The organism is Myxococcus eversor (assembly GCF_010894455.1).
Classification (GTDB): Bacteria; Myxococcota; Myxococcia; order Myxococcales; family Myxococcaceae; genus Myxococcus; species Myxococcus eversor.
In genome coordinates this window covers 1-18,713 of the sequence record NZ_JAAIXY010000031.1, presented here as the reverse complement: position 1 = coordinate 18,713, position 18,713 = coordinate 1, and the positions used below count along the sequence as shown (strand labels likewise).

Annotated in this window: 16 protein-coding genes; 9 read left to right on the top strand and 7 right to left on the bottom strand. The window is 68.0% G+C overall.

Annotation, left to right across the window (positions count from 1 at the left end; translation table 11 throughout):
- Window positions 1-4: 4 nt before the first annotated feature.
- On the bottom strand, window positions 5-1,201 hold the full coding sequence (locus G4D83_RS41735) for a type II CAAX endopeptidase family protein (RefSeq protein ID WP_240357115.1): 1,197 nt from the start codon (window positions 1,199-1,201) through the stop codon (window positions 5-7).
- Between the two features lie 66 nt (window positions 1,202-1,267).
- Between G4D83_RS41735 and G4D83_RS41730 the strand changes: the two genes are divergently transcribed.
- From G4D83_RS41730 to G4D83_RS41720, 3 genes are read left to right on the top strand one after another with little or no spacing between them, the layout of a single operon-like run.
- Window positions 1,268-2,713 (top strand): hypothetical protein, encoded by a 1,446-nt coding sequence (locus tag G4D83_RS41730; RefSeq protein WP_240357114.1) that lies wholly within the window; start codon window positions 1,268-1,270, stop codon window positions 2,711-2,713.
- Window positions 2,714-3,901: a cytochrome c3 family protein gene (locus G4D83_RS41725; protein ID WP_163870526.1), complete on the top strand. Its 1,188-nt coding sequence runs from the start codon at window positions 2,714-2,716 to the stop codon at window positions 3,899-3,901.
- Window positions 3,901-4,368 (top strand): Ig-like domain-containing domain, encoded by a 468-nt coding sequence (locus G4D83_RS41720; RefSeq protein WP_163870525.1) that lies wholly within the window; start codon window positions 3,901-3,903, stop codon window positions 4,366-4,368. Before G4D83_RS41725 ends, G4D83_RS41720 begins: the two co-directional genes overlap by 1 nt.
- A gap of 15 nt (window positions 4,369-4,383) precedes the next feature.
- Here G4D83_RS41720 and G4D83_RS41715 read toward each other — a convergent pair whose 3' ends face one another.
- The 6 genes from G4D83_RS41715 to G4D83_RS41690 all read right to left on the bottom strand — a co-directional run bounded on the left by G4D83_RS41715 (window position 4,384) and on the right by G4D83_RS41690 (window position 12,967).
- Window positions 4,384-4,887, bottom strand: a complete 504-nt coding sequence (locus tag G4D83_RS41715; RefSeq protein WP_163870524.1) for a DUF6265 family protein — start codon at window positions 4,885-4,887, stop codon at window positions 4,384-4,386.
- Window positions 4,888-4,961: 74 nt separating this feature from the next.
- Window positions 4,962-7,514 (bottom strand): 1-acyl-sn-glycerol-3-phosphate acyltransferase, encoded by a 2,553-nt coding sequence (locus G4D83_RS41710; protein WP_163870523.1) that lies wholly within the window; start codon window positions 7,512-7,514, stop codon window positions 4,962-4,964.
- 14 nt (window positions 7,515-7,528) lie between these two features.
- On the bottom strand, window positions 7,529-9,250 hold the full coding sequence (gene argS / locus G4D83_RS41705) for an arginine--tRNA ligase (protein WP_163870522.1): 1,722 nt from the start codon (window positions 9,248-9,250) through the stop codon (window positions 7,529-7,531).
- A 75-nt stretch (window positions 9,251-9,325) separates the two neighbouring features.
- Complete coding sequence (locus G4D83_RS41700; RefSeq protein ID WP_163870521.1) at window positions 9,326-11,017, bottom strand: ATP-binding response regulator; 1,692 nt, start codon at window positions 11,015-11,017, stop codon at window positions 9,326-9,328.
- A 103-nt stretch (window positions 11,018-11,120) separates the two neighbouring features.
- A complete protein-coding gene (locus G4D83_RS41695; RefSeq protein ID WP_163870520.1) occupies window positions 11,121-11,852 on the bottom strand; it encodes a HEAT repeat domain-containing protein in 732 nt (243 codons plus the stop codon).
- 92 nt (window positions 11,853-11,944) lie between these two features.
- Complete coding sequence (locus G4D83_RS41690; RefSeq protein ID WP_163870519.1) at window positions 11,945-12,967, bottom strand: DnaJ C-terminal domain-containing protein; 1,023 nt, start codon at window positions 12,965-12,967, stop codon at window positions 11,945-11,947.
- Window positions 12,968-13,079: 112 nt separating this feature from the next.
- Here G4D83_RS41690 and G4D83_RS41685 point away from each other — a divergent pair, with 112 nt between their 5' ends.
- The 6 genes from G4D83_RS41685 to tuf all read left to right on the top strand — a co-directional run.
- On the top strand, window positions 13,080-13,775 hold the full coding sequence (locus tag G4D83_RS41685) for a hypothetical protein (RefSeq protein WP_176435074.1): 696 nt from the start codon (window positions 13,080-13,082) through the stop codon (window positions 13,773-13,775).
- Entirely contained in the window at window positions 13,772-14,266 is a 495-nt protein-coding gene (rimI, locus tag G4D83_RS41680; protein ID WP_163870517.1) for a ribosomal protein S18-alanine N-acetyltransferase, read from the top strand. Before G4D83_RS41685 ends, rimI begins: the two co-directional genes overlap by 4 nt.
- 212 nt (window positions 14,267-14,478) lie before the next feature.
- A complete protein-coding gene (gene rpsL / locus G4D83_RS41675) occupies window positions 14,479-14,850 on the top strand; it encodes a 30S ribosomal protein S12 (RefSeq protein ID WP_043408969.1) in 372 nt (123 codons plus the stop codon).
- Between the two features lie 145 nt (window positions 14,851-14,995).
- The gene (gene rpsG / locus G4D83_RS41670; RefSeq protein WP_011553340.1) at window positions 14,996-15,466 is read left to right on the top strand and encodes a 30S ribosomal protein S7; all 471 of its coding nucleotides are present in this window, start codon (window positions 14,996-14,998) and stop codon (window positions 15,464-15,466) included.
- Between the two features lie 147 nt (window positions 15,467-15,613).
- On the top strand, window positions 15,614-17,692 hold the full coding sequence (fusA, locus tag G4D83_RS41665) for an elongation factor G (RefSeq protein WP_163870516.1): 2,079 nt from the start codon (window positions 15,614-15,616) through the stop codon (window positions 17,690-17,692).
- A 141-nt stretch (window positions 17,693-17,833) separates the two neighbouring features.
- On the top strand, window positions 17,834-18,713 hold an 880-nt coding region (gene tuf, locus G4D83_RS41660), incomplete at its 3' end, for an elongation factor Tu (protein WP_163865520.1).

Here is an 18,713-nt window from a genome sequence, read left to right as displayed (position 1 = left end):
CCCGTCAGGGCTGCTTGGGGCCCCCCGCCGCCTTGTGGGCGCTGACCTGACGCAGCCGCTCCTCGTGGTACGCCTCCATGGGGGCCGTGCCTCGACGCGCGGCGGCCCGCAGCTCCTCCAGCGCCTCCCGCTCCGCTTGCAGCCCGGGCTCCGCGTCCTTCTTGAGCGGAGTCAGCGGATTGGCCACGTCGAAGAGGTTGAGGGAGATGCCTCGCCTGTCCACGACGCCCAGGATGACAAGGGACACCGTGGCCGCCGTCACCCAGGGCAACAGCAGCTTGGGCAGGGACGGAACAGGTCGCGTCTCCCGCGCGCTCTCGTCGCTGTGGGGCACACCCGCGCCCCACACGGAGGCATGGTGGCGCGCGAAGGTCATCAACCCGAGCAACCCCATCCAGCCCAGTCCCGCCAGCGAGAGCACGGCGAGGGGCGAGGTGTCCGTGTCCGTCGCCTCCTGGTCCATCGCCTTGGCCGCGAGGAACAGCACCGAGGACACCAGGTTGTTGGCCGCGTGCGCGCCGATGCCGGGCCACAGCGAGCCGGTGCGCAGGTAGAGCCAGCCGAACAGCAGGCCCAGCTCCACGCGCGCCACGAAGCCCACCGGGTCCAGGTGGAACGCGCTGAACACGACGGCGGAAATCACCAGGGCCTTCACGGGTGACGCCGGAGGGCGCGGCGTCATGCCCCGCTGGAAGACGCCTCGGAAGAACAGCTCTTCACAGAAGGGCGCGGCCACCGTCACGCCCGCGAGGATGACGGCCAGCTCCACTGGCGTCTGCTGGTCGAAGAGGCGCGAGCCGTCGAACATCTCCGTCAGCCACTCGGGCGCGAGCTTTTGCGCGACGAACTGGATGGGCACCACCAGCGCGAAGAAGTTGGCCACGCCCAGGAGGAAGCCGAAGAGGGTGGGCAGGCCTGGCAGGGGCGTCAGCCCGGTGTAGAGCGCGGGCTTCCACCCGCTCAGGCGCGGCAGCAGCCAGCCCAGGGCCAGGAAGATGAACAGCTCGGTGAACCAGATGCCGAAGGCCGCGTTGAGGAACTGGACCGAGCCCCCCACCAGGATGAACAGCACCAGCGCCAACGCCGCCCCCGCCAGCGCGAGCCTCCGCGGACTCCCCGGCTCAGGGGGCCCTGGAGGAGGCGGCTCGGAGGGCCCCGTCGGCTCATGAGGCCGGGCGTCGCTGGGAGCGGAATCTTCCAATTTGACGTCTCCTTGGAGCGAAAAGCTGAACTGTCCGTACTTCAACTTCTCTATACTGGTTGCACCTTGACGTCCTTCATCCTGGCTCGAACGGCGCAGCGGACGTGGTGGAAGCTCGCACAACCCCTGGGTGTGCTGTGTGCCCTGGGCGTGGGGCTGGGAGCGGCGGCGTCGCACGCGTCGGCGTTCCTGGTGGAAGCGCGAACCGAGGCGCAGGCGTACCAGATTCGTGCGTGGCGTGGCAGCACACCGGATGACCCGGTGCTGCTTCCCCGGCGGCGAATCGTCCAATACCTGGGACTCAACGCCTTCGAGCTCGCCACCGGGCAGGACCTGGGCTTCGAGTCCAACCTGCGCATCTGGGCGGACTTCGGATTGCCCAAGGGCGAGGCCGAGCGCGTCGACGGCCTGAAGTCCGAAGACGCAGAGCTGTTGCATGCGTACGTGCGCTACGCGAAGGGCGGCTTCGAGGGGCGCCTGGGCCGGCAGCTCTACACGGACGTCTCGGACATCCTCGCGTTCGACGGCGTGCGCGCGCGCTACATGACCCGCCTGGGGTTGGGCGCGGAGGTGTACGGCGGGCTGTGGGTGAAGGGCACCAGCTTCCTGGGCTCGTCCGTGTACCAGTTGGAGGGGACGCGGGAGAGCGATGAGCGGCGCCTGAGGGAGGGCGTGGTGGGCGCGGACCCGACGCTCGATGCCATTGAGCCCCTCATCGGCGCGAAGCTGTTGATGGAGGACGTGAAGGGCTTCAACGCGGCGGTGGGCTACCGCAAGGCGTTGTCGGACGGGAAGACGAACCTGGAGCGCGCCACGGTGGAGGCGCGCTACGGCCGAGGCCTGGGACTGAACGCGCTGGCGGGCGTGGACTACGACGTGCTGCAGGGCAAGGTGGCCCAGGTGCGCACGCAACTGCGCTGGGATGACACGCGCTTCTCGGCGACGGCCGAGCTGATGCGGCTGTCGCCCGTGCTGTCCGCGGACTCCATCTGGTACTACTTCGCGTGGGCGCCCCGGGACGAGGCGCGGCTGCGAGTGGACCTGTTCACCCCTGGCGCGCTGCGCTTCTACGTGCAGGGCCTGGGCAGCAAGTACAACGAGAACGTCAACCCGGACCTCGCGATTGCCGCCTTCGTGGACGGCGAGGGCGCTCCCGAGTCCACCAGCGTGGGTGGCTCCGCGGGCGCGGCGTATCGCTCGGGGGCCTTCCGCTCCGCGCTGGATGTGACGTACCGCACGGGCTTCGGTGGAGATCAACTCTGGGGGGACCTCACGGGCGGCTACTCGTTCGACCGGGACCGGTTCACCCTGGACGCACGGGTGTCCTTCGCTCGCATCTTCGACAGCTTCAACGCGCGCCTGGGGGGCAACTTCTATGGCGCCCAGGTGTGGGCCAGTCGGGCGCTGACGCGCGCGACGCGGCTCTCGCTGGTGGTGGAGCAGAACTTCAACCCGTTTACCGACTCGGACACGAAGGGCTTCCTGCTCTTCGACCTGAAGGCGAGCCTGTAGATGCTGCCGCACCGCCAGAACCGAAACGCGCTGCTCGCCCTGGCCGCGCTCGCCACCATGGTGGGCGCCGGCGTCGCCTGGGCCGCCACGGCTCGCGAGCGCAGCCTCGCCGTGTATCCCGCGCAGCACGTGCCCCTGCGCTTCGACCACGCGCAGCACCTGGAGGCCGGGGCCGAGTGCGCCACGTGCCACGACGCGGCCCGCGCCAGCCAGTCTCCCAAGGACGTCAACCTCCCCGGGCACGAGGAGTGCGAGACGTGCCACGACATCGAGGCGGGGCGGAAGGGCAAGCCCACGGACCCGAAGTCGAGCTGCAACACCTGTCACCCGGGCTTCGACGCCACGGTGCGCAAGGAGCCCGCGAAGCTGTCCATGCCCGCGGCGAATCTCCACTTCAGCCACCAGCAGCACGTGGACAAGAAGGTGGAGTGCTCGGTGTGCCACGGCGAGATGACGGACGTGAAGCTCGCCACGCGCAACCAGCTCCCGAAGATGGCCACGTGCTTCAAGTGCCACGACGGCAACGTGGCCTCCAACACCTGCGCCACGTGTCACCCCACGGAGCCCACGGGGCGGCTGAAGCTCGTGTTCGACTCGGGCCTGCTGCGCCCCATGCAGGGCAACCCGTTGGGCCTGGACCACGGGCCGCGCTACGAGTTCAACCACGGCGCTCGCGCGCAGTCGGACCGGATGACGTGCATGCAGTGCCACAGCGAGAGCTACTGCCAGACGTGCCACGACGGCATGCAGAAGCCGCTGTCCATCCACCCGAACGACTACATCACGCTGCACCCGGTGCAGGCGCGCGCGGGCTCTCCCCGCTGCGAGAGCTGTCACCGGGCGCAGTCCTTCTGCGCCGCGTGCCACGAGCGGGTGGGCGTGGGCATGGACGCGGACAAGTCGCTGCGTCCGCGCAACCAGAAGGTGCATCCGGACTACGCGGCGTGGGTGGAGCTGCCCGGTCCCCAGCACCACGGAATCGCCGCATCAAGGGATTTGACGAGCTGCATCTCCTGCCACCGCGAGGAGTCCTGCACGAGCTGCCACTCCGAGCTGTCGACCCGGCGGCAGATCAACCCGCACCCGGCGGGCTTCGCGCAGTCGTGCAAGAAGCTGGCGTCCGCGAATGACCGGGCCTGCCTCAAGTGCCACTCGTCGGAGAGCCTGGCGCAGAAGGGGTGCCGGTGATGCGCGCACGACAGTCTTTCGTGAAGGGCACGCTGCTGGCGGCCCTGGCCGTGACGACGTCCTTGTCGGGATGTCTGGAGCCAGGGGAGGCCATCTACGAGCGACGCGACACGGTGCCGCCCAGGGTCATCTCCACGGACCCGGGTGGTGGCGGAGTGCTGGCGACGGGCGGGACGCTGCGCATCACCTTCTCCGAGTCGATGGACGTGCGCAGCCTTCGCCCGGGCATCGCCGTGTTCGCCGGGCGCGACGAAGTCCCGCTCACCATCCTCGCTCCGGAGGTGCCGGAGCTGGACCAGAACGTGGGGCGGGGCGACATCGAGTACACCGTGGAGGCCATGGCCGCCGAGGGCTCCACGCTGTCTCCGAACACGCAGTACACGCTGGTGCTGCGTGACGTCCTCACCGACTTCGAGGGCAACCCGCTGGCCACCGAGGTGCGGGTGGTCTTCCGCACCGCGCCGTGAGCCGGGAGCACCTGGCTACAGCCGCGTGAAGTCGAAGTCCTGCGACACGGCCTTGCCGTTCTCGTCGCCTTCGATGCGCGCGGTGAGGCGGTCCGCGGAGGGGCGCTGGTAGAAGATGCGCTTGGGGTGGTCGTGCTGGGGGTTCTCGAAGAGCACGCCGGTGCTGTTGCAGCGCACCAGCTTGAAGTCCGTGCCCGGGCGGCCCATGGGCTGGGCCACGAAATAGAGCCCGTCGGCGCGCGCTTCGATGCGCATGTACTCGAAGAACACCGTCTTGTTGCGGACGATGGCGCGGCTCACGCCGAAGAGCGTGCCGCCGTCCGCATGCGTCCAGTGCTCCTCCAGCGCGCTGCCGGGCTTGTCCTGACGCCAGCCTCCGGACATCCAGGCGAGGTCGTGGATGGAGGTTCCGCAGGTGCGCGAGGGCGTGTCGCGCTCGGGAGGGGACGACTTGCAGCCGAGGCCGAGGAGCGGAGCGCCACAGAGCGCGAGGACGAGGAGGGAAGGGCGGACGAGCATGCCCTCCATCCTCACACGCCTCGCTGACAGGCCGCACCGTCGATGGCGACAGTGCGGCCCGTGGGCGCGGCGTTTCAGCGCTTGAGGTACTCGCGGATGTCGTCGGCGAGCTGCCGGCGAGCCTCCGCGTCCGTGGCCTGCGGCCCCAGCTTGAGCTTCTTGTCCTCTTCGACGAGGAGCTTCTGGTCCTGCAGGTAGGTCACCGCGTTCTCCAGCGTCACCTTGGCCAGGGACTCGGCGGCGGTGATGCGGCCGGCGTGGTACTCCGCGCGGCCCGTCTCCAGGGCGAGGCGGATGAAGGCCTTGCGGTCCTCCGCGACGCCGGTGGCCACATCGTTGAGCGTCATCGCGGCCAGGAGGTATGCCTCCAGGTAGTCGCGCAGCAGGTCGGCCAGGAACTCCAGCTCCGGCCGGGCATGGGGCTCCGGGGCCACGCGCAGGGACTCGCCCTCGTTGATGACCAGGCCCATGCGGACCAGGCGCTCCACCGTCTCCGCGAAGATGGTGTCGAACGTCGTGTTCACCCGGTAGATGAACTCGACCTTGAAGAGGCGCGACAGGAAGAGGGCGCGAGCCTTCACCGCGTCGTAGGGCGCGGGCGAGCCGGCGGCCAGGATGGCGTTGGCCACGAGGCTCCGCGCCGAGACGAGGTTCATCAGCGTGTTCTTGTAGAAGGACATCTCCGGGCGGCGGTTGTCCTCCACCTGGTAGATGACGTCGCCCTTCGCCTCCTGCGTGCGCACCATCTCGTCGTCGATGAAGGTGCGCATCGCGTCCTGGATGGGGCCCATCGTCTCCGGGTTGCTGGGGGCATTGCCCAGCTCGCGAGACTGGGGCGCGCCATCTTCCTGTGCGATGCGGCGCAGGATGCTGATGCGGTCCGCCAGCTCCCGCTGCGTCAGGCCCCGGCGCCGGTGGGCCAGCAGGGACGTGCTCACCAGGGCATGCGGCGTCACGGTGGACACCTTGCTGATGCCGTACATGACGCGGTTGCCGAGCGCGCGGACCAGGCCCTTCTTCTGCTCGTCCGTCACCGGCTCGTCGGGGTTGAGGCCGCGCTCCTTCATGAACTCCATGAGGGAGATGGGCTCATCGAAGCCCAGGTGGATTCGGCCGTAGCGCGCCGCGAGCACCTTGGGCGTGCTCAACAGGGCCTTGAGGTCCTCGGGCTTCTTCTCTCCACCCGCCAGCTCCTTCGAATAGCTCCCCGACTCGACGACCTTCTCGTAGTCGATGGCCACCGGCACGAAGAGCAAGTCGTTGCGCGCGCCCTCGAGCACCGACTCCACCTGCCACGTGAACATGCCCAGCTTGGGTGACAGCAGCTTGCCGGTGCGCGAGCGACCACCCTCGGGGAAGAACTCCTGGTGGATGCCGTCGTGCACCAGCTTGCGCACGTACGCCTTGAAGGCCGCGGCGTAGACCTTGTCGCCCTTGAACGACCTGCGCAGGAAGAAGGCGCCGCAGCGGCGGAAGATGCTGCCCAGGGGCCAGAAGGACAGGTTGGCGCCCGCGGCGACCAGGGGCACCGCGTAGCCACGGTTCCAGAGCACCCAGCTCATCACCAGGTAGTCCACGTGGCTCTTGTGACTGGGGCACAGGACGATGGGCGCGCGCGTCGCGGCCTTGAGCGCGCGATGCAGGCCCGCTTCGTCGACGTGCATGCCGTCGTAGATGCGGTTGAACACCCACTCCAGCACGGGCGCCACGAAGGCCAGCGTCGTGGGGCTGGGCTTCGCGGCGATGGCCTCCAGGTTGCGGCGGGCCTCGCGCAGTACGCTCTCCTGCTTGCGACCGGACTCGGCGGCCTGCTCGTCCACCACCTTGCGAAGCTGCCTGTCGCGCAGCGTCTCATCGATGACGCGCTCGGCGGGCTTGGCCGGAGGGCCGAACACCGCGCGAGTCTCCCGCGCCAGGTGCACATGCAGCGTGCTGCGCACCTTGCGGGCGAGGACCTCGACGGAGTCCTTCGGGTTCTGCTCGGCGAAGGCCCGCAGGTCGATGGGCTCTCCCACGCGGAACTGGGCGCGCTTGTAGTTGCGGAAGAACGCCAGCATCGAGTGCAGGAAGCCCGGCGCCTCGGGGCTGCCGAACACCATGTCCACCCAGTTGGGCTTGAGCCGGGCGCTGCGCTTCTCCCAGACGAACAGCTCCGGCACCAGGTACACCGGCCGGTCCGACTTGCGCGCCAGCTCCACCAGCGCGGGGAAGGGGTCCTCGTGGGTCTCCTTCCCTGACGCGTGCATGAGCGCGGTGCGGCGCAGGAAGACCAGTCCGCTGCCCCCGTTCTGCTGCGCGTACTCGAAGCGCTCGTGGAACGCGCCGGACTGCTTCGTCTGGCGCCACGGCTTGGTGAACCACGGGCGCAGGTTGGACACCGCGCGGATGGGCGGCAGCGTCCTGCGCACCATGGCCCAGGTCAGATAGAGGAAGTTCACCCAGGCCGTGGAGCGCATGACGTGCACCACGAAACCCTTGGCGTGCAGGTTGCGCAGCTCGTCCTCGGCCTCGGGCGGGAAGTGCACGCTCTCCAGGTAGCGCGCACCCAATGCCCGGCCCATCGGGCCGAACTCGGCCTTCAGCAAGGACTCTCCCTGATTCGCAGACGGCGACAGCGCGGTTTCCAAGGCAGCCCCCGGGGCTACATGTTCTCGGGCGTTGGAATGCCCAGAAGTGTCAGACCCGCCGCGAGAGTAACCCGGGCCGCGTCCGTGAGGGCGAGTCGTGCTGAACGCAGCGCGTCATCGTTCTCGACGAGGATGCGCTTGTCCCGCTCCTGATTGCCCAGCGTGTAGTAGCGACTGAGGGCCGCGGCCACGTCGAGCAGCAGGCGCGCCACGAGGCTCGGCTCATACTGCTCGGCCGCGTCCTTGACGACCTCGGGCAGCCGCATGATTTCGCGCACCAGGGCCTGCTCCTCGGGGAGCGTCAGCAGGCTCGCGTCGTAGCTGGCCGGAGCGCCGCCGCCCTTGCGCAGGACGTTGACGACGCGCGCGTGGGCGTACTGGAGGTACGGGCCCGTGTGGCCCTCGAAGCTGAGCACCTCGTCCCAGTCGAAGGTGTAGTCGCTGGCGCGCTTGTGCTTGAGGTCGCCGAAGGCGATGGCGCCCAGGCCGATCTGCTCGGCGAGCTGGTCCGGGTCATTCGACTGGAGCCTGCCGGCCTCCTGGTTCTCCTTCACCTTGACGGAGGCGCGCTCCTTGGCCTCGTCGAGCACGTCGTTGAGCTGCACCACCTGGCCCTTGCGTGTGCTCATGCCGTGGATGCGGCCGAAGGCCACGTGCACGCAGCGGTCCGCCCACGGCTGGCCCATCTCGCTCAGCGTGCGGAATATCTGGCGGAAGTGCAGCGCCTGGTCCTGCGCGACGACGTAGAGCGACTTGTCGAAGTGGAACCGCTCGTAGCGGTCCTCGGCGGCGGCCAGGTCTCGCGTGGCGTAGAGCGTGCTGCCATCGTTCTTCTTGAGGAGGATGGGCGGCTCGTTCTCCGCATAGGGCAGGTCGACGATGAGCGCGCCCTGCGACTCCTTCACGCCGGGCTTTTTCGCGATCTGCTCGATGACCGCGTCCATCTTCCCCTGGTAGCGGCTCTCGCCCTCGATGTGCTCGAACTCGATGCCCATCCGCGCGTAGATGGTCTTGAAGCCGCGGATGCTCGTCTCGCGGAACTGGCTCCACACCTTGAGGGCCTCGGCGTCACCGGCCTCCATGCGACGGAAGAAGTCGCGGGCCTTCGCGTCGAACTCGGGCTCGGCTTCGGCGCGCTTGTTCGCCTTGACGTAGACCTCCACCAGGTGGCCCATGTCGTCGATGCGCGCGGGGTCTCCGTACTCCTGGAAGCCCACGGCCACGAGGCCGAACTGCTTGCCCCAGTCGCCCAGGTAGTTGATGCCCTCCACCCGCCAGCCGAGCGCCCGGTAGATGTTGGCGATGCAGTGGCCCAGGAACGTGGTGCGGATGTGGTGGAAGGCAATCGGCTTGGCGATGTTCGGCGACGAGTAGTCGATGGTCACCGTCTTGCCGCGTCCCGCATCCGCGTCACCGCCGTAGGCCAGGCCCGCTGAGCGCGCGCTGTCGAGCACCTCCGCGGTGAAGGGCATGAGGGTGAAGCGGGCATTCACGTAGGGGCCCACCGCCTTGATTTCGAGCCCCGGCACGCTGAGCGTCTGGGCGAGTCCGGCGGCGATGGCGGGAGGCGCCTTCTTCTGGGCCTTGGCGAGAGGGAAGGTGGCGAAGCTCAAGTCACCATGCGCGGCTTCCGCGGGCTTGACCTGGGGTTCGATGTCGGCAGCCGGCATGCCCAGGGCGTTGGCGAGGGCCTGGGCGAATGCGGCGCGGTGGCGGGAATAGACGGAGGAGCTCATGGGACGGCGCGGATACTAGCCAAGCAGAGGTGGCTTACGGCCACCTCTTGTTCGTTCCGCGGTCCATTCTTCCCGCTAGGGGACTGCTGGAGCCCGGCGGCTGGGCCGCACCACCGCCGCCACCGTGTCCAGGAGCTTGGGCAACTGGAGCGGCTTCTCGAAGAAGCCGTCAATGCGCTCCAGGCCCTGTCCCGACGTGAGGGAGGCCACCTCGCTGGCACCTGAGATGATGTACACGACGATGTCCGCCAGCGACTCGTTGCCACGGATGAAGCGGAGCACCGACTGCCCGTCTTCTTCGCTCAGCCGCAGGTCCAGCAGCACCATGGCTGGTCGGATGTGCGAGAGGATGGAGCGCGCCTCGGAGGCTCCCGAGGTGGCCATCACCCGGTAGCCCTCCTGCTCCAGCACCTGCTGCAGCACCTCGCGGCAGTCCGCATCGTCCTCCACGAGCAGGATGCCGCCCGCCTTGGGGGCCGCCTGGTTCAGGTCAGGCGAGTTCACCGCCCCGGCGAACATGGGCAGCACCATCTCGAAGGTGCTTCCTTCACCCAGCACGCTCTTGGCCTCCACCCGGCCGCCGTGCAGCGCGACAATCTTTCCCACCAGGGGGATTCCGAGCCCCGCGCCCGGAGGCCGAGGTACGCCCGGCTGCGCCCGATAGAAGGCATCGAAGACGTGCTCCAGCGCCTCGGCGGACATGCCCGGCCCGCTGTCCTTCACCGTGAGGGTGGCGAGTCCATCCTCGGTGGAGACGCTGACCTCGACGCTGTCGTCGGCCTCGCTGTGGTGGATGCCGTTCTCCACGAGGTTGTGGATGGCCTCGGCGATGCGCTCGCGGTCTCCTCGGACGAAGACCTCGGGGCAGGGCGGAATGGTGACCTGGACCTTGCCGTGCTCGGCGAGGACGCCCAGCGAGCGGACCACTTCCTCGGCCACGGCCTTGAGGCCGAAGGGGCGCTGGTTGAGCTGCATCTTCCCGGACTGGAGGCGGGACATGAGCAGCAGGTCATTCACCATGCGCAGCATGCGGTCGGAGTTGCGGTCACAGATCTGCACCGCGCGGCGCTGGGAGTCGGTGAGGGGCCCCAGTTTCTCGCGTCCCATCATCGCCAGATAGGACTTGATGGTGGTGAGCGGGTTCTTCAGGTCATGCGAGACGTTGCCGAGCAGCTCCTCGCGGTTCTGCTCCAGGCTCTTGAGGCCGGCGATGGCCGTCTGGAGGTCCTTGTTCCTGCGGGCGCTGTCGTCGCGGAGGCGGGCCACCTCGTACGCGGCGGCGAGCTGCGCGGCCAGGGACTGAATCACGGTGTCGGAGACGGTGCGGCGAGCGCCCAGGACGACGAGGACGCCGGTGACGCCGTGGGGGCTCTCGAGTGGCACGGCGAGCGTGTCCGCCTCGTGCAGCAGCTTCTTCTCGGAGAAGGCGCGTCCCACCACGCCCTCGCCCGGGACGGCGGCGACGACGCGGCTGTCGTAGCGCCCGCGCACGTGCTCGACGTGGAGCTGCTCCCGGGAAGGGAAGTAGCGGGCCACGTAACAGACCTTGGGTTTGAGCAGCGCGTGGAGCGTCTGGAGGTGGGACCGCAGCGCCTCGGTGGGGCCGGCGTTGTCGGTGAGGTGCCGCGCCATCTCCAGGAGGGCGCGTGCGGTGGCGTCGGAGTCCGCGGGAGGAGGCGGCTTCACGGCGCGACGGGTGGACTTCTTCGAGGTGTTGGGGCGCAGCGGCACGACTTCTGCCAGGGCCCCTTTCTTCTTCGAGCGCACGGGAGAATCCTGCTTCAAGTTCCGAGCGCCTGGGAACGGCCCTGGTGTGCAGGGCCATCCGGAGGACAGTGGCCGTGTCGGCTGCCCGACAGGACAGCCCGGCTCAGGTCTTGCGCTGGATGCGGCCGTCCTTGTCCACGACGAACGGTTCCACCAGCAGGGGCTCCACCTGGGTCCGGTGGCTCGCCACGCTGAAGCCCGCGTCCGCCAGGGCGGCAATCGCGGAGGTCTGCACCCGGCGGGCCGTCTCGTCGGCGGTCAGCAGCTTGAGCATGGGCTCGCGCGCCGGCTCGTACTTGAAGGAGGCGAGCGCCTTGAGGGCGGCGATCTTCACGTCGTCCGACATGTCCTCGAGGAAGGGGAGCACGGCGGGAGGCACGCGCGCGTCCTCGCGGCCGGTGATGTGGTGGAGGAGGACGACCTTCTTCTCCGGGTTCTTCGTGTACGTGGTGGACAGGTGCTGGAGCGCGTTGACGCAGGCTCCAGTGACGTCCTCCTCGCTGAGCAGCTCGCCCAGCAGTCGCAGGGCCCAGGACGTGGCCTGCTCCGTCTTGCTGAGGAACTCGACGATGGGCGGGACGGCGGCGTCCTTGCCGAAGGCCTTCACCAGCTCGAAGGTGTGCTCCTTCTCGTCCGCGTCCGTGGTGAGCGGGTCCACGGTGATGGTGAAGCGTGCGAGCAGGACGGAGACGGCCTCGGGGAACTTCATCTCCCCCAGCTCCTGGATGGCCTTCTGCCGTGTGGCCGGGTCACCGTACTTCTGGGTGACCTTGGGCTTGAGCTTGAGGGCTTTCTCGGGCCCCGAACCGCCCGTGAAGATGTCGAAGAGGCCCATGTGCGCGTGTGCTCCGTTTCCTGCGGCGACGTGTGAAGAAGGTAGAGGGGCCGTCTATGACGGGGCGGCGCCCAGGACAAGAGCCAACGCCATCACAGCGTCAGCTCGCGACGTACATCCTCGCGGTAGGCCTTGGACAGGGCCTCCGCGGCGGCCCGCGTCTCCGGGGTGTCGGCATCCGGCACCTTGACCTGGAGGTGGAGGTACAGGTCCCCGGCGGCTCCGCCCTTGAGGGACGGTACTCCGCGCCCCTTGAGGCGCATCTGCCGGGCGGTCTGTGAGCCTGGAGGAACCTTGACGGTGACCTCGCCCTGGAAGGTGGGGACGCGCACCTCCGCGCCGAACATCGCCTCGGAGACCGTCACGGGAAGGTCCAGGTGCAGGTCATCCCCCTCTCGACGGACCAGGGGGTGCTCCATCACCTCGGTCTCGATGAAGAGGTCGCCGGGAGGGCCGCCACGCAGGCCGGGAGCCCCCTGGCCCGCCAGCCGCACCTTGGAGCCCGTCTGCACGCCGGCGGGAATCTTCACCGTCAGGCGGCTCGTCTCGTCCGGGCCCGTGCCACCGCGATTCGGCCGCGTCACCGACAGGGCGCGCTCGGCGCCGGTGACGGCCTCTCCCAGCGTGACGCGGACCTGGGTGGACAAGTCGTTGCCCCGCTCGGGGCCCATGGGCGGGCGGCGACGGCCCCGGCCGCCGAACACCTCGTTCGGGTCGAAGCCTCCCGGGCCCGCCCCGGCGCCCGCGCCTCCCCGGCGTCCTCCGAAGAGGTCGTTGAAGAGGTCGCCCAGGTCGAAGTCCTCGCCCCCGTAGGGGATGCCGCCTGCTCCGCCCCTGGAGGCGGCGGCGCGGTACTGGCGATAGGCCTCCGCCTTCTTCTCGTCGAAGCCGATCTTCTCCGCGTCCTCGCCGAACTCGTCGTAGAGCTTGCGCTTCTTCGGGTCCGACAGCACTTCGAAGGCATTGCCGAGCTGCTTGAACTTCTCCTCGGAGGCCTTGTTGTTGGGGTTGACGTCGGGGTGGTACTTGCGCGCGAGCTTCCGGTACGACTTCTTGATGGCCTCCTCCGAGGCCGTCCGATCAACGCCGAGGATCTGGTAGTAGTCGTCCGCCATTTGTTCCCGCCGGGGTGTACGCAACTGAAAGTAACCAGTCGGTGGGAGTGCGCCAGCGAGGACTGTTCGGCTGGTCTGCGATGTATAAAGTCGCCGAAAGATGAGGGAGGCCATGGCAGCGCCGCGCCGAGCGGGAACCTTGTGGTTGGCGGGCTGGCTCCTGGTGCTGCCGGTGTCCCAGTCGTGGGCCCAGGGCGCCCCCACGGAGGCCTCCAGGCGGGTGGTCGACCGGGTCGTCGCCATCATTGAAGGCCGGGTCCTGTCGTTGAGCGAGCTGGAGTTCGAGGCCCGGGTGGCCCTCGTCCAGCGGGGCGGCATCCAGGCGCTCGGGGCCCCTCTTGACGAGGAGACCCTCCGAGGAGCCCTGGAGCTGGTCATCAACCAGCGGGTCCAGGTCCTCAATGCCGACCGGCTCCAGGCCTTCCCCGCGGAGCCCTCGGAGGTGGAGGCGAGGGTGGAGGCGTTCCGTTCCCGAATTGGCGGCCCCGCCCCCCTGGAGCGGTTCCTGGCGCGCAACGACGTGACGCTGGAGGGGCTCAAGGCCATCCTGGCGCGCGGGCTTCGGGCCGAGCGCGTCCTGGACAGCCGCATCCGGCTGCGGGCGCAGGTGGGCGAGACGGAGATCCGCCGCTTCTACGAGCAGCACGCGGCGGACTACCCCACGGACTACGAGACGGTGCGAGACGTCATCCGCGACAAGCTCTTCCGTGAGCGCTATGCGGCGCTGGCGGTGGAGGAGCTGGCGCAGGTGCGGGCCTCGGCGCAGGTGCGGCGGGTGGCGCCTTTCACGCGGGAGGCGAAGCGATGAGGCGGCTGAGGGAGGATGGAGAGCCGCGCGCGCCCCATGGCTTCCTGATCCGCCAGATGACGGTGGACGACCTGGCCGCGGTGATGATCCTGGAGCAGTCCGCCTTCAAGAATCCGTGGTCGCAGGAGCTGCTCAAGCGCGAGCTCCAGCACGAGTGGTCCACCATCCTGCTGGTGGAGGAGTCCCAGGATGCCGGGCCACCGTTGCTCCTGGGGCTGGCCATCTTCTGGATCGTCCACGACGAGGTGCACGTCCTCAACGTGGCCACCGCCCCCCAGCATCGTCGGCGGGGCGTGGCGCGGGCGGTGATGGAGGAGGTGCTGGAGCGGGGGAGGGGGCGGCGGTGCAGCCTGGCCACGCTGGAGGTCCGCAAGAGCAACGAGGCGGCCATCCAGCTCTACCGCGACTTCGGCTTCCGTCCGGTGGGCATCCGGCCGAACTACTACGCGGACGAGGGCGAGGACGCCGTGGTGATGGTCCTCGACTTCTGAGTGCACGCGGAGTAGAGGAGCGACCTGTTACACCCTGGGTTGTCGAGTCACTGGGAATGACCTCGCTGGCGCTGACCTGTTCGGGTCTGCGTCATGCCGTGCTTGACACGGTGGGGTCGGTCCCTATACTCGCGGCCCTTTTCAGTAGTCTGTAGGTAGATATGCGCCGCCCCGTGTCGTTGGGGGGAGGCCAACCCGAGGAAGAGGTATCAGTGCCGACCATTAGCCAGCTGGTCCGCAAGGGCCGCGAGAAGCTGAACATCAAGGGCAAGAGCCCCGCGCTCAAGGAGTGCCCCCAGAAGCGCGGAGTTTGCACCCGCGTGTACACCACGACTCCGAAGAAGCCGAACTCGGCCCTCCGCAAGGTGGCGCGTGTTCGTCTGACCAACGGAATCGAAGTGACGTCCTACATCCCCGGCGTGGGCCATAACCTCCAGGAGCACTCGGTGGTGATGATCCGCGGTGGTCGTGTGAAGGACCTCCCGGGTGTGCGCTACCACATCGTTCGTGGAACGCTCGACTCCGTGGGCGTGGCGGGCCGCAAGCAGAGCCGCTCCAAGTACGGCGCGAAGCGCCCGAGCTGAGAGCAGACCACCTTCGTTGTTCAAGAGTTTGGACGTTGTGCCCCGCACCCTGGGGAGCGTCCTGGTTGTTTTCCTTCAGCAGTTCAAGAAGCCCCGGTTTCATCGGCTCTCCAAGGAGAGTGGGGCGTAAGGGAAGAGAGAAGAGATGCCTCGCCGTCGCGTAGTCGCCAAGCGCAAGATTCTTCCGGACCCGAAGTTCCAGGACCGGCTCGTCACCAAGTTCGTCAACGACCTGATGCGGAAGGGCAAGAAGTCCATCGCGGAAGGCGTTTGCTACGGAGCCTTCGCCCTCATCGAAGAGCGCGCGAAGGAGGACCCCCTCAAGACGTTCAAGAAGGCCCTCGACAACGTCAAGCCGGTGCTGGAGGTCAAGAGCCGCCGCGTCGGTGGCGCCACCTACCAGGTGCCTGTCGAGGTCCGTCAGGACCGTCGCGTCGCCCTCGGAATGCGTTGGATCATCACGTACTCCAAGGCGCGTGGCGAGAAGACCATGCAGGAGAAGTTGGCCGGCGAGATCATGGACGCCGCCAACAACCGCGGCAACGCGGTGAAGAAGCGTGAGGACACGCACAAGATGGCGGAGGCCAACAAGGCCTTCGCGCACTACCGCTGGTAGGTCTTTCGGCCTCGCGGTATCCCGCCCGGATGCAGAGTCTGCATCCGGGCGGTTTCTTTAGGTGAAGCAGGTTCTCTGAAATCGTCCGGGTGGGTACGTGAGACGGGGCCCTGTGCCCTCCCGCCCTCATGGAGAGGTACCGACGCAATGGCTCGCGAGCATCCCCTGGAGCGCTACCGCAACATCGGCATCATGGCGCACATCGATGCCGGCAAGACGACCACCACCGAGCGGATCCTCTTCTACACCGGCGCCATCCACAGGATGGGCGAGGTGCACGAGGGGAACACCACCACGGACTGGATGGTCCAGGAGCGCGAGCGCGGCATCACGATCACGTCGGCCGCCATCACCGCCTTCTGGAGTCGCGGTGAGCATCGCTACCGCGTGAACATCATCGACACCCCGGGGCACGTGGACTTCACCATCGAGGTGGAGCGCTCGCTGCGCGTGTTGGACGGGGCCATCACCGTGTTCGACGCGGTGAACGGCGTGGAGCCGCAGTCGGAGACGGTCTGGCGCCAGGCGGACAAGTACAAGGTCCCCCGCATCTGCTTCATCAACAAGATGGACCGCGTGGGCGCGGACTTCGAGATGTCGGTGGGCACCATCCGCGAGAAGCTCGGCGCGCGAGCGGTGCGGATGCAGCTGCCGCTGGGCGCCGAGGACAAGCACCGCGGCGTCATCGACCTGCTGACGATGAAGGCCCTGGTGTTCGTCGACTCGGAGCAGGGCAGCCGCTACGAAATCGAGGAGATTCCGGAGGACTACCGCGAGCAGGCCGAGGCGGCGCGCGCGGAGCTGCTCGAGGCCGCGGCGGAGCAGGACGACGCGCTGACGGAGAAGTTCCTGGAGGGCCATGAGCTGACCGAGCAGGAGGTCCGCTCGGCCATCCGCAAGGGCTGTGTGGCGCTGAAGCTGTTCCCGGTGTTCTGCGGCTCGGCGTTCCGCCACAAGGGCGTGCAGCCGCTGCTGGACGCCGTCATCGACTACCTGCCCAGCCCGCTGGACATCCCCCCGGTGCACGGCAAGACGCCCAAGGGCGAGGACGCCATCCGCGAGACGCGGGACGACGCGCCGTTCAGCGCGCTCGCGTTCAAGATCATGAACGACCCGGCGTTCCAGTCGCAGACGCTGACCTTCCTTCGCGTGTACTCCGGGAAGCTGGAGGCGGGGACGGCGGTGTGGAACTCGGTGAAGGGCAAGCGCGAGCGCGTCAGCCGCCTGGTGCAGATGCGCGCCGACAAGAAGGACGAGCTGACCGAGTGCTACGCCGGTGACATCTGCGCGGTGGTGGGCCTGAAGCTGGCGAGCACGGGCGACACGCTCTGCGACGACAAGCAGCCCATCATCCTGGAGCGGATGGAGTTCCCCGAGCCGGTCATCGACATCGCGATTGAACCGAAGTCCACGGCGGACCAGGACAAGATCATCCAGTCACTCCAGCGCCTGGCGATGGAGGACCCGTCGTTCCGCGTGAAGTCGAACGAGGAGACGGGGCAGACCATCATCGCCGGCATGGGCGAGCTGCACCTGGAGATCATCGTCGACCGGCTCCTGCGCGAGTTCAAGGTCGACGCGAACATCGGCAAGCCGCAGGTGGCGTACCGGGAGACCATCACCACCCAGACGGAGTCCGAGGGGAAGTTCATCCGTCAGACGGGCGGTCGGGGCCAGTACGGCCACATCTGGCTGCGGGTGATGCCCAATGAGCCCGGCAAGGGCTTCGCCTTCGAGAACAAGGTGACGGGCGGCGCGGTGACCAAGGAGTTCGTGGACGCGGTCCGCGACGGCGTCGCCGAGGCCCTGCAGAACGGCCCGGTGGCGGGCTACCCCATGGTGGACGTGAAGGTGGAGGCCTACGACGGCTCCATGCACGACGTGGACTCCAGCGAGATGGCGTTCAAGATCGCCGGCTCCCTGGCGTTCAAGGACGCGGTGCGCGCGGCCAACCCGGTGCTGCTCGAGCCCATCATGAGCTGTGAAATCGTCACGCCCGACGACTTCATGGGCGACGTGATTGGCGACCTCAACGGCCGGCGCGGCAAGGTGATGGGCATGACGCCTCGTCCAGGTCGGCTGCAGGCCATCCAGGCGCAGGTCCCCCTGGCCGCCATGTTCGGGTACTCAACGGACCTGCGCAGCCGCAGCCAGGGAAGGGCGACGTACACGATGCAGTTCAGTCACTACGCGCCGGCGCCCAAGACGGCGCTGAACCGGTACTGACGGCCGCCGGACGGCTCTGCGGGCGATTTCAGTTGACGTTGTGGCGGGTTTGGAGCAGGACGCAGCACCTTCGCAGTGAGTTTTGCGGGATTCGAGACGCGCCGGGTGGTTGACCGGCTCAGCCCCGGTTGAGGAGTTGTCATGGCCAAGGAAAAGTTCGAGCGTAACAAGCCCCACGTGAACATCGGCACGATCGGACACGTGGACCACGGCAAAACGTCGCTGACGGCGGCCATCACGAAGGTGCTGGCCAAGACCGGCGGCGCCACGTTCCTGGCGTACGACCAGATCGACAAGGCGCCGGAAGAGCGTGAGCGCGGCATCACCATCTCCACGGCGCACGTGGAGTACCAGACGAAGAACCGCCACTACGCTCACGTGGATTGCCCGGGTCACGCCGACTACGTGAAGAACATGATCACGGGCGCGGCGCAGATGGACGGCGCGATTCTCGTCGTCTCGGCCGCGGACGGCCCGATGCCCCAGACGCGTGAGCACATCCTGCTGGCGCGCCAGGTCGGTGTCCCGTATATCGTGGTCTTCCTGAACAAGGTCGACCTGCTGGACGACCCCGAGCTGCGCGAGCTCGTGGAGATGGAAGTCCGGGACCTGCTGAAGAAGTACGACTTCCCGGGCGATTCGATTCCCATCGTCCCTGGCTCCGCGATGAAGGCGCTCGAGGGTGACACGAGCGAGGTCGGCGAGGGCGCCATCCTGAAGCTGATGGAGGCGGTGGACAGCTACATCCCGACGCCGCAGCGCGCGACGGACAAGCCGTTCCTGATGCCGGTGGAAGACGTGTTCTCCATCGCCGGCCGTGGAACGGTGGCGACGGGTCGCGTCGAGCGTGGCATCATCAAGGTGGGTGAAGAAGTCGAAGTCGTCGGTCTGCGTGACACGCAGAAGACCGTCGTCACGGGCGTGGAGATGTTCCGCAAGCTGCTGGACGAGGGCCGGGCGGGAGACAACATCGGCGCGCTGGTGCGTGGTCTGAAGCGCGAGGACATGGAGCGCGGGCAGG

Bases quoted from the DNA above. Each gene is read 5' to 3' on its own strand.
- G4D83_RS41725 (WP_163870526.1), top strand. From the start codon at position 2,714: ATGCTGCCGCACCGCCAGAACCGAAACGCGCTGCTCGCCCTGGCCGCG.
- G4D83_RS41720 (WP_163870525.1), top strand. From the start codon at position 3,901: ATGCGCGCACGACAGTCTTTCGTGAAGGGCACGCTGCTGGCGGCCCTG.
- G4D83_RS41715 (WP_163870524.1), bottom strand. From the start codon at position 4,887: ATGCTCGTCCGCCCTTCCCTCCTCGTCCTCGCGCTCTGTGGCGCTCCG.
- argS (WP_163870522.1), bottom strand. From the start codon at position 9,250: ATGAGCTCCTCCGTCTATTCCCGCCACCGCGCCGCATTCGCCCAGGCC.
- G4D83_RS41695 (WP_163870520.1), bottom strand. From the start codon at position 11,852: ATGGGCCTCTTCGACATCTTCACGGGCGGTTCGGGGCCCGAGAAAGCC.
- G4D83_RS41690 (WP_163870519.1), bottom strand. From the start codon at position 12,967: ATGGCGGACGACTACTACCAGATCCTCGGCGTTGATCGGACGGCCTCG.
- G4D83_RS41685 (WP_176435074.1), top strand. From the start codon at position 13,080: ATGGCAGCGCCGCGCCGAGCGGGAACCTTGTGGTTGGCGGGCTGGCTC.
- rimI (WP_163870517.1), top strand. From the start codon at position 13,772: ATGAGGCGGCTGAGGGAGGATGGAGAGCCGCGCGCGCCCCATGGCTTC.
- rpsG (WP_011553340.1), top strand. From the start codon at position 14,996: ATGCCTCGCCGTCGCGTAGTCGCCAAGCGCAAGATTCTTCCGGACCCG.
- fusA (WP_163870516.1), top strand. From the start codon at position 15,614: ATGGCTCGCGAGCATCCCCTGGAGCGCTACCGCAACATCGGCATCATG.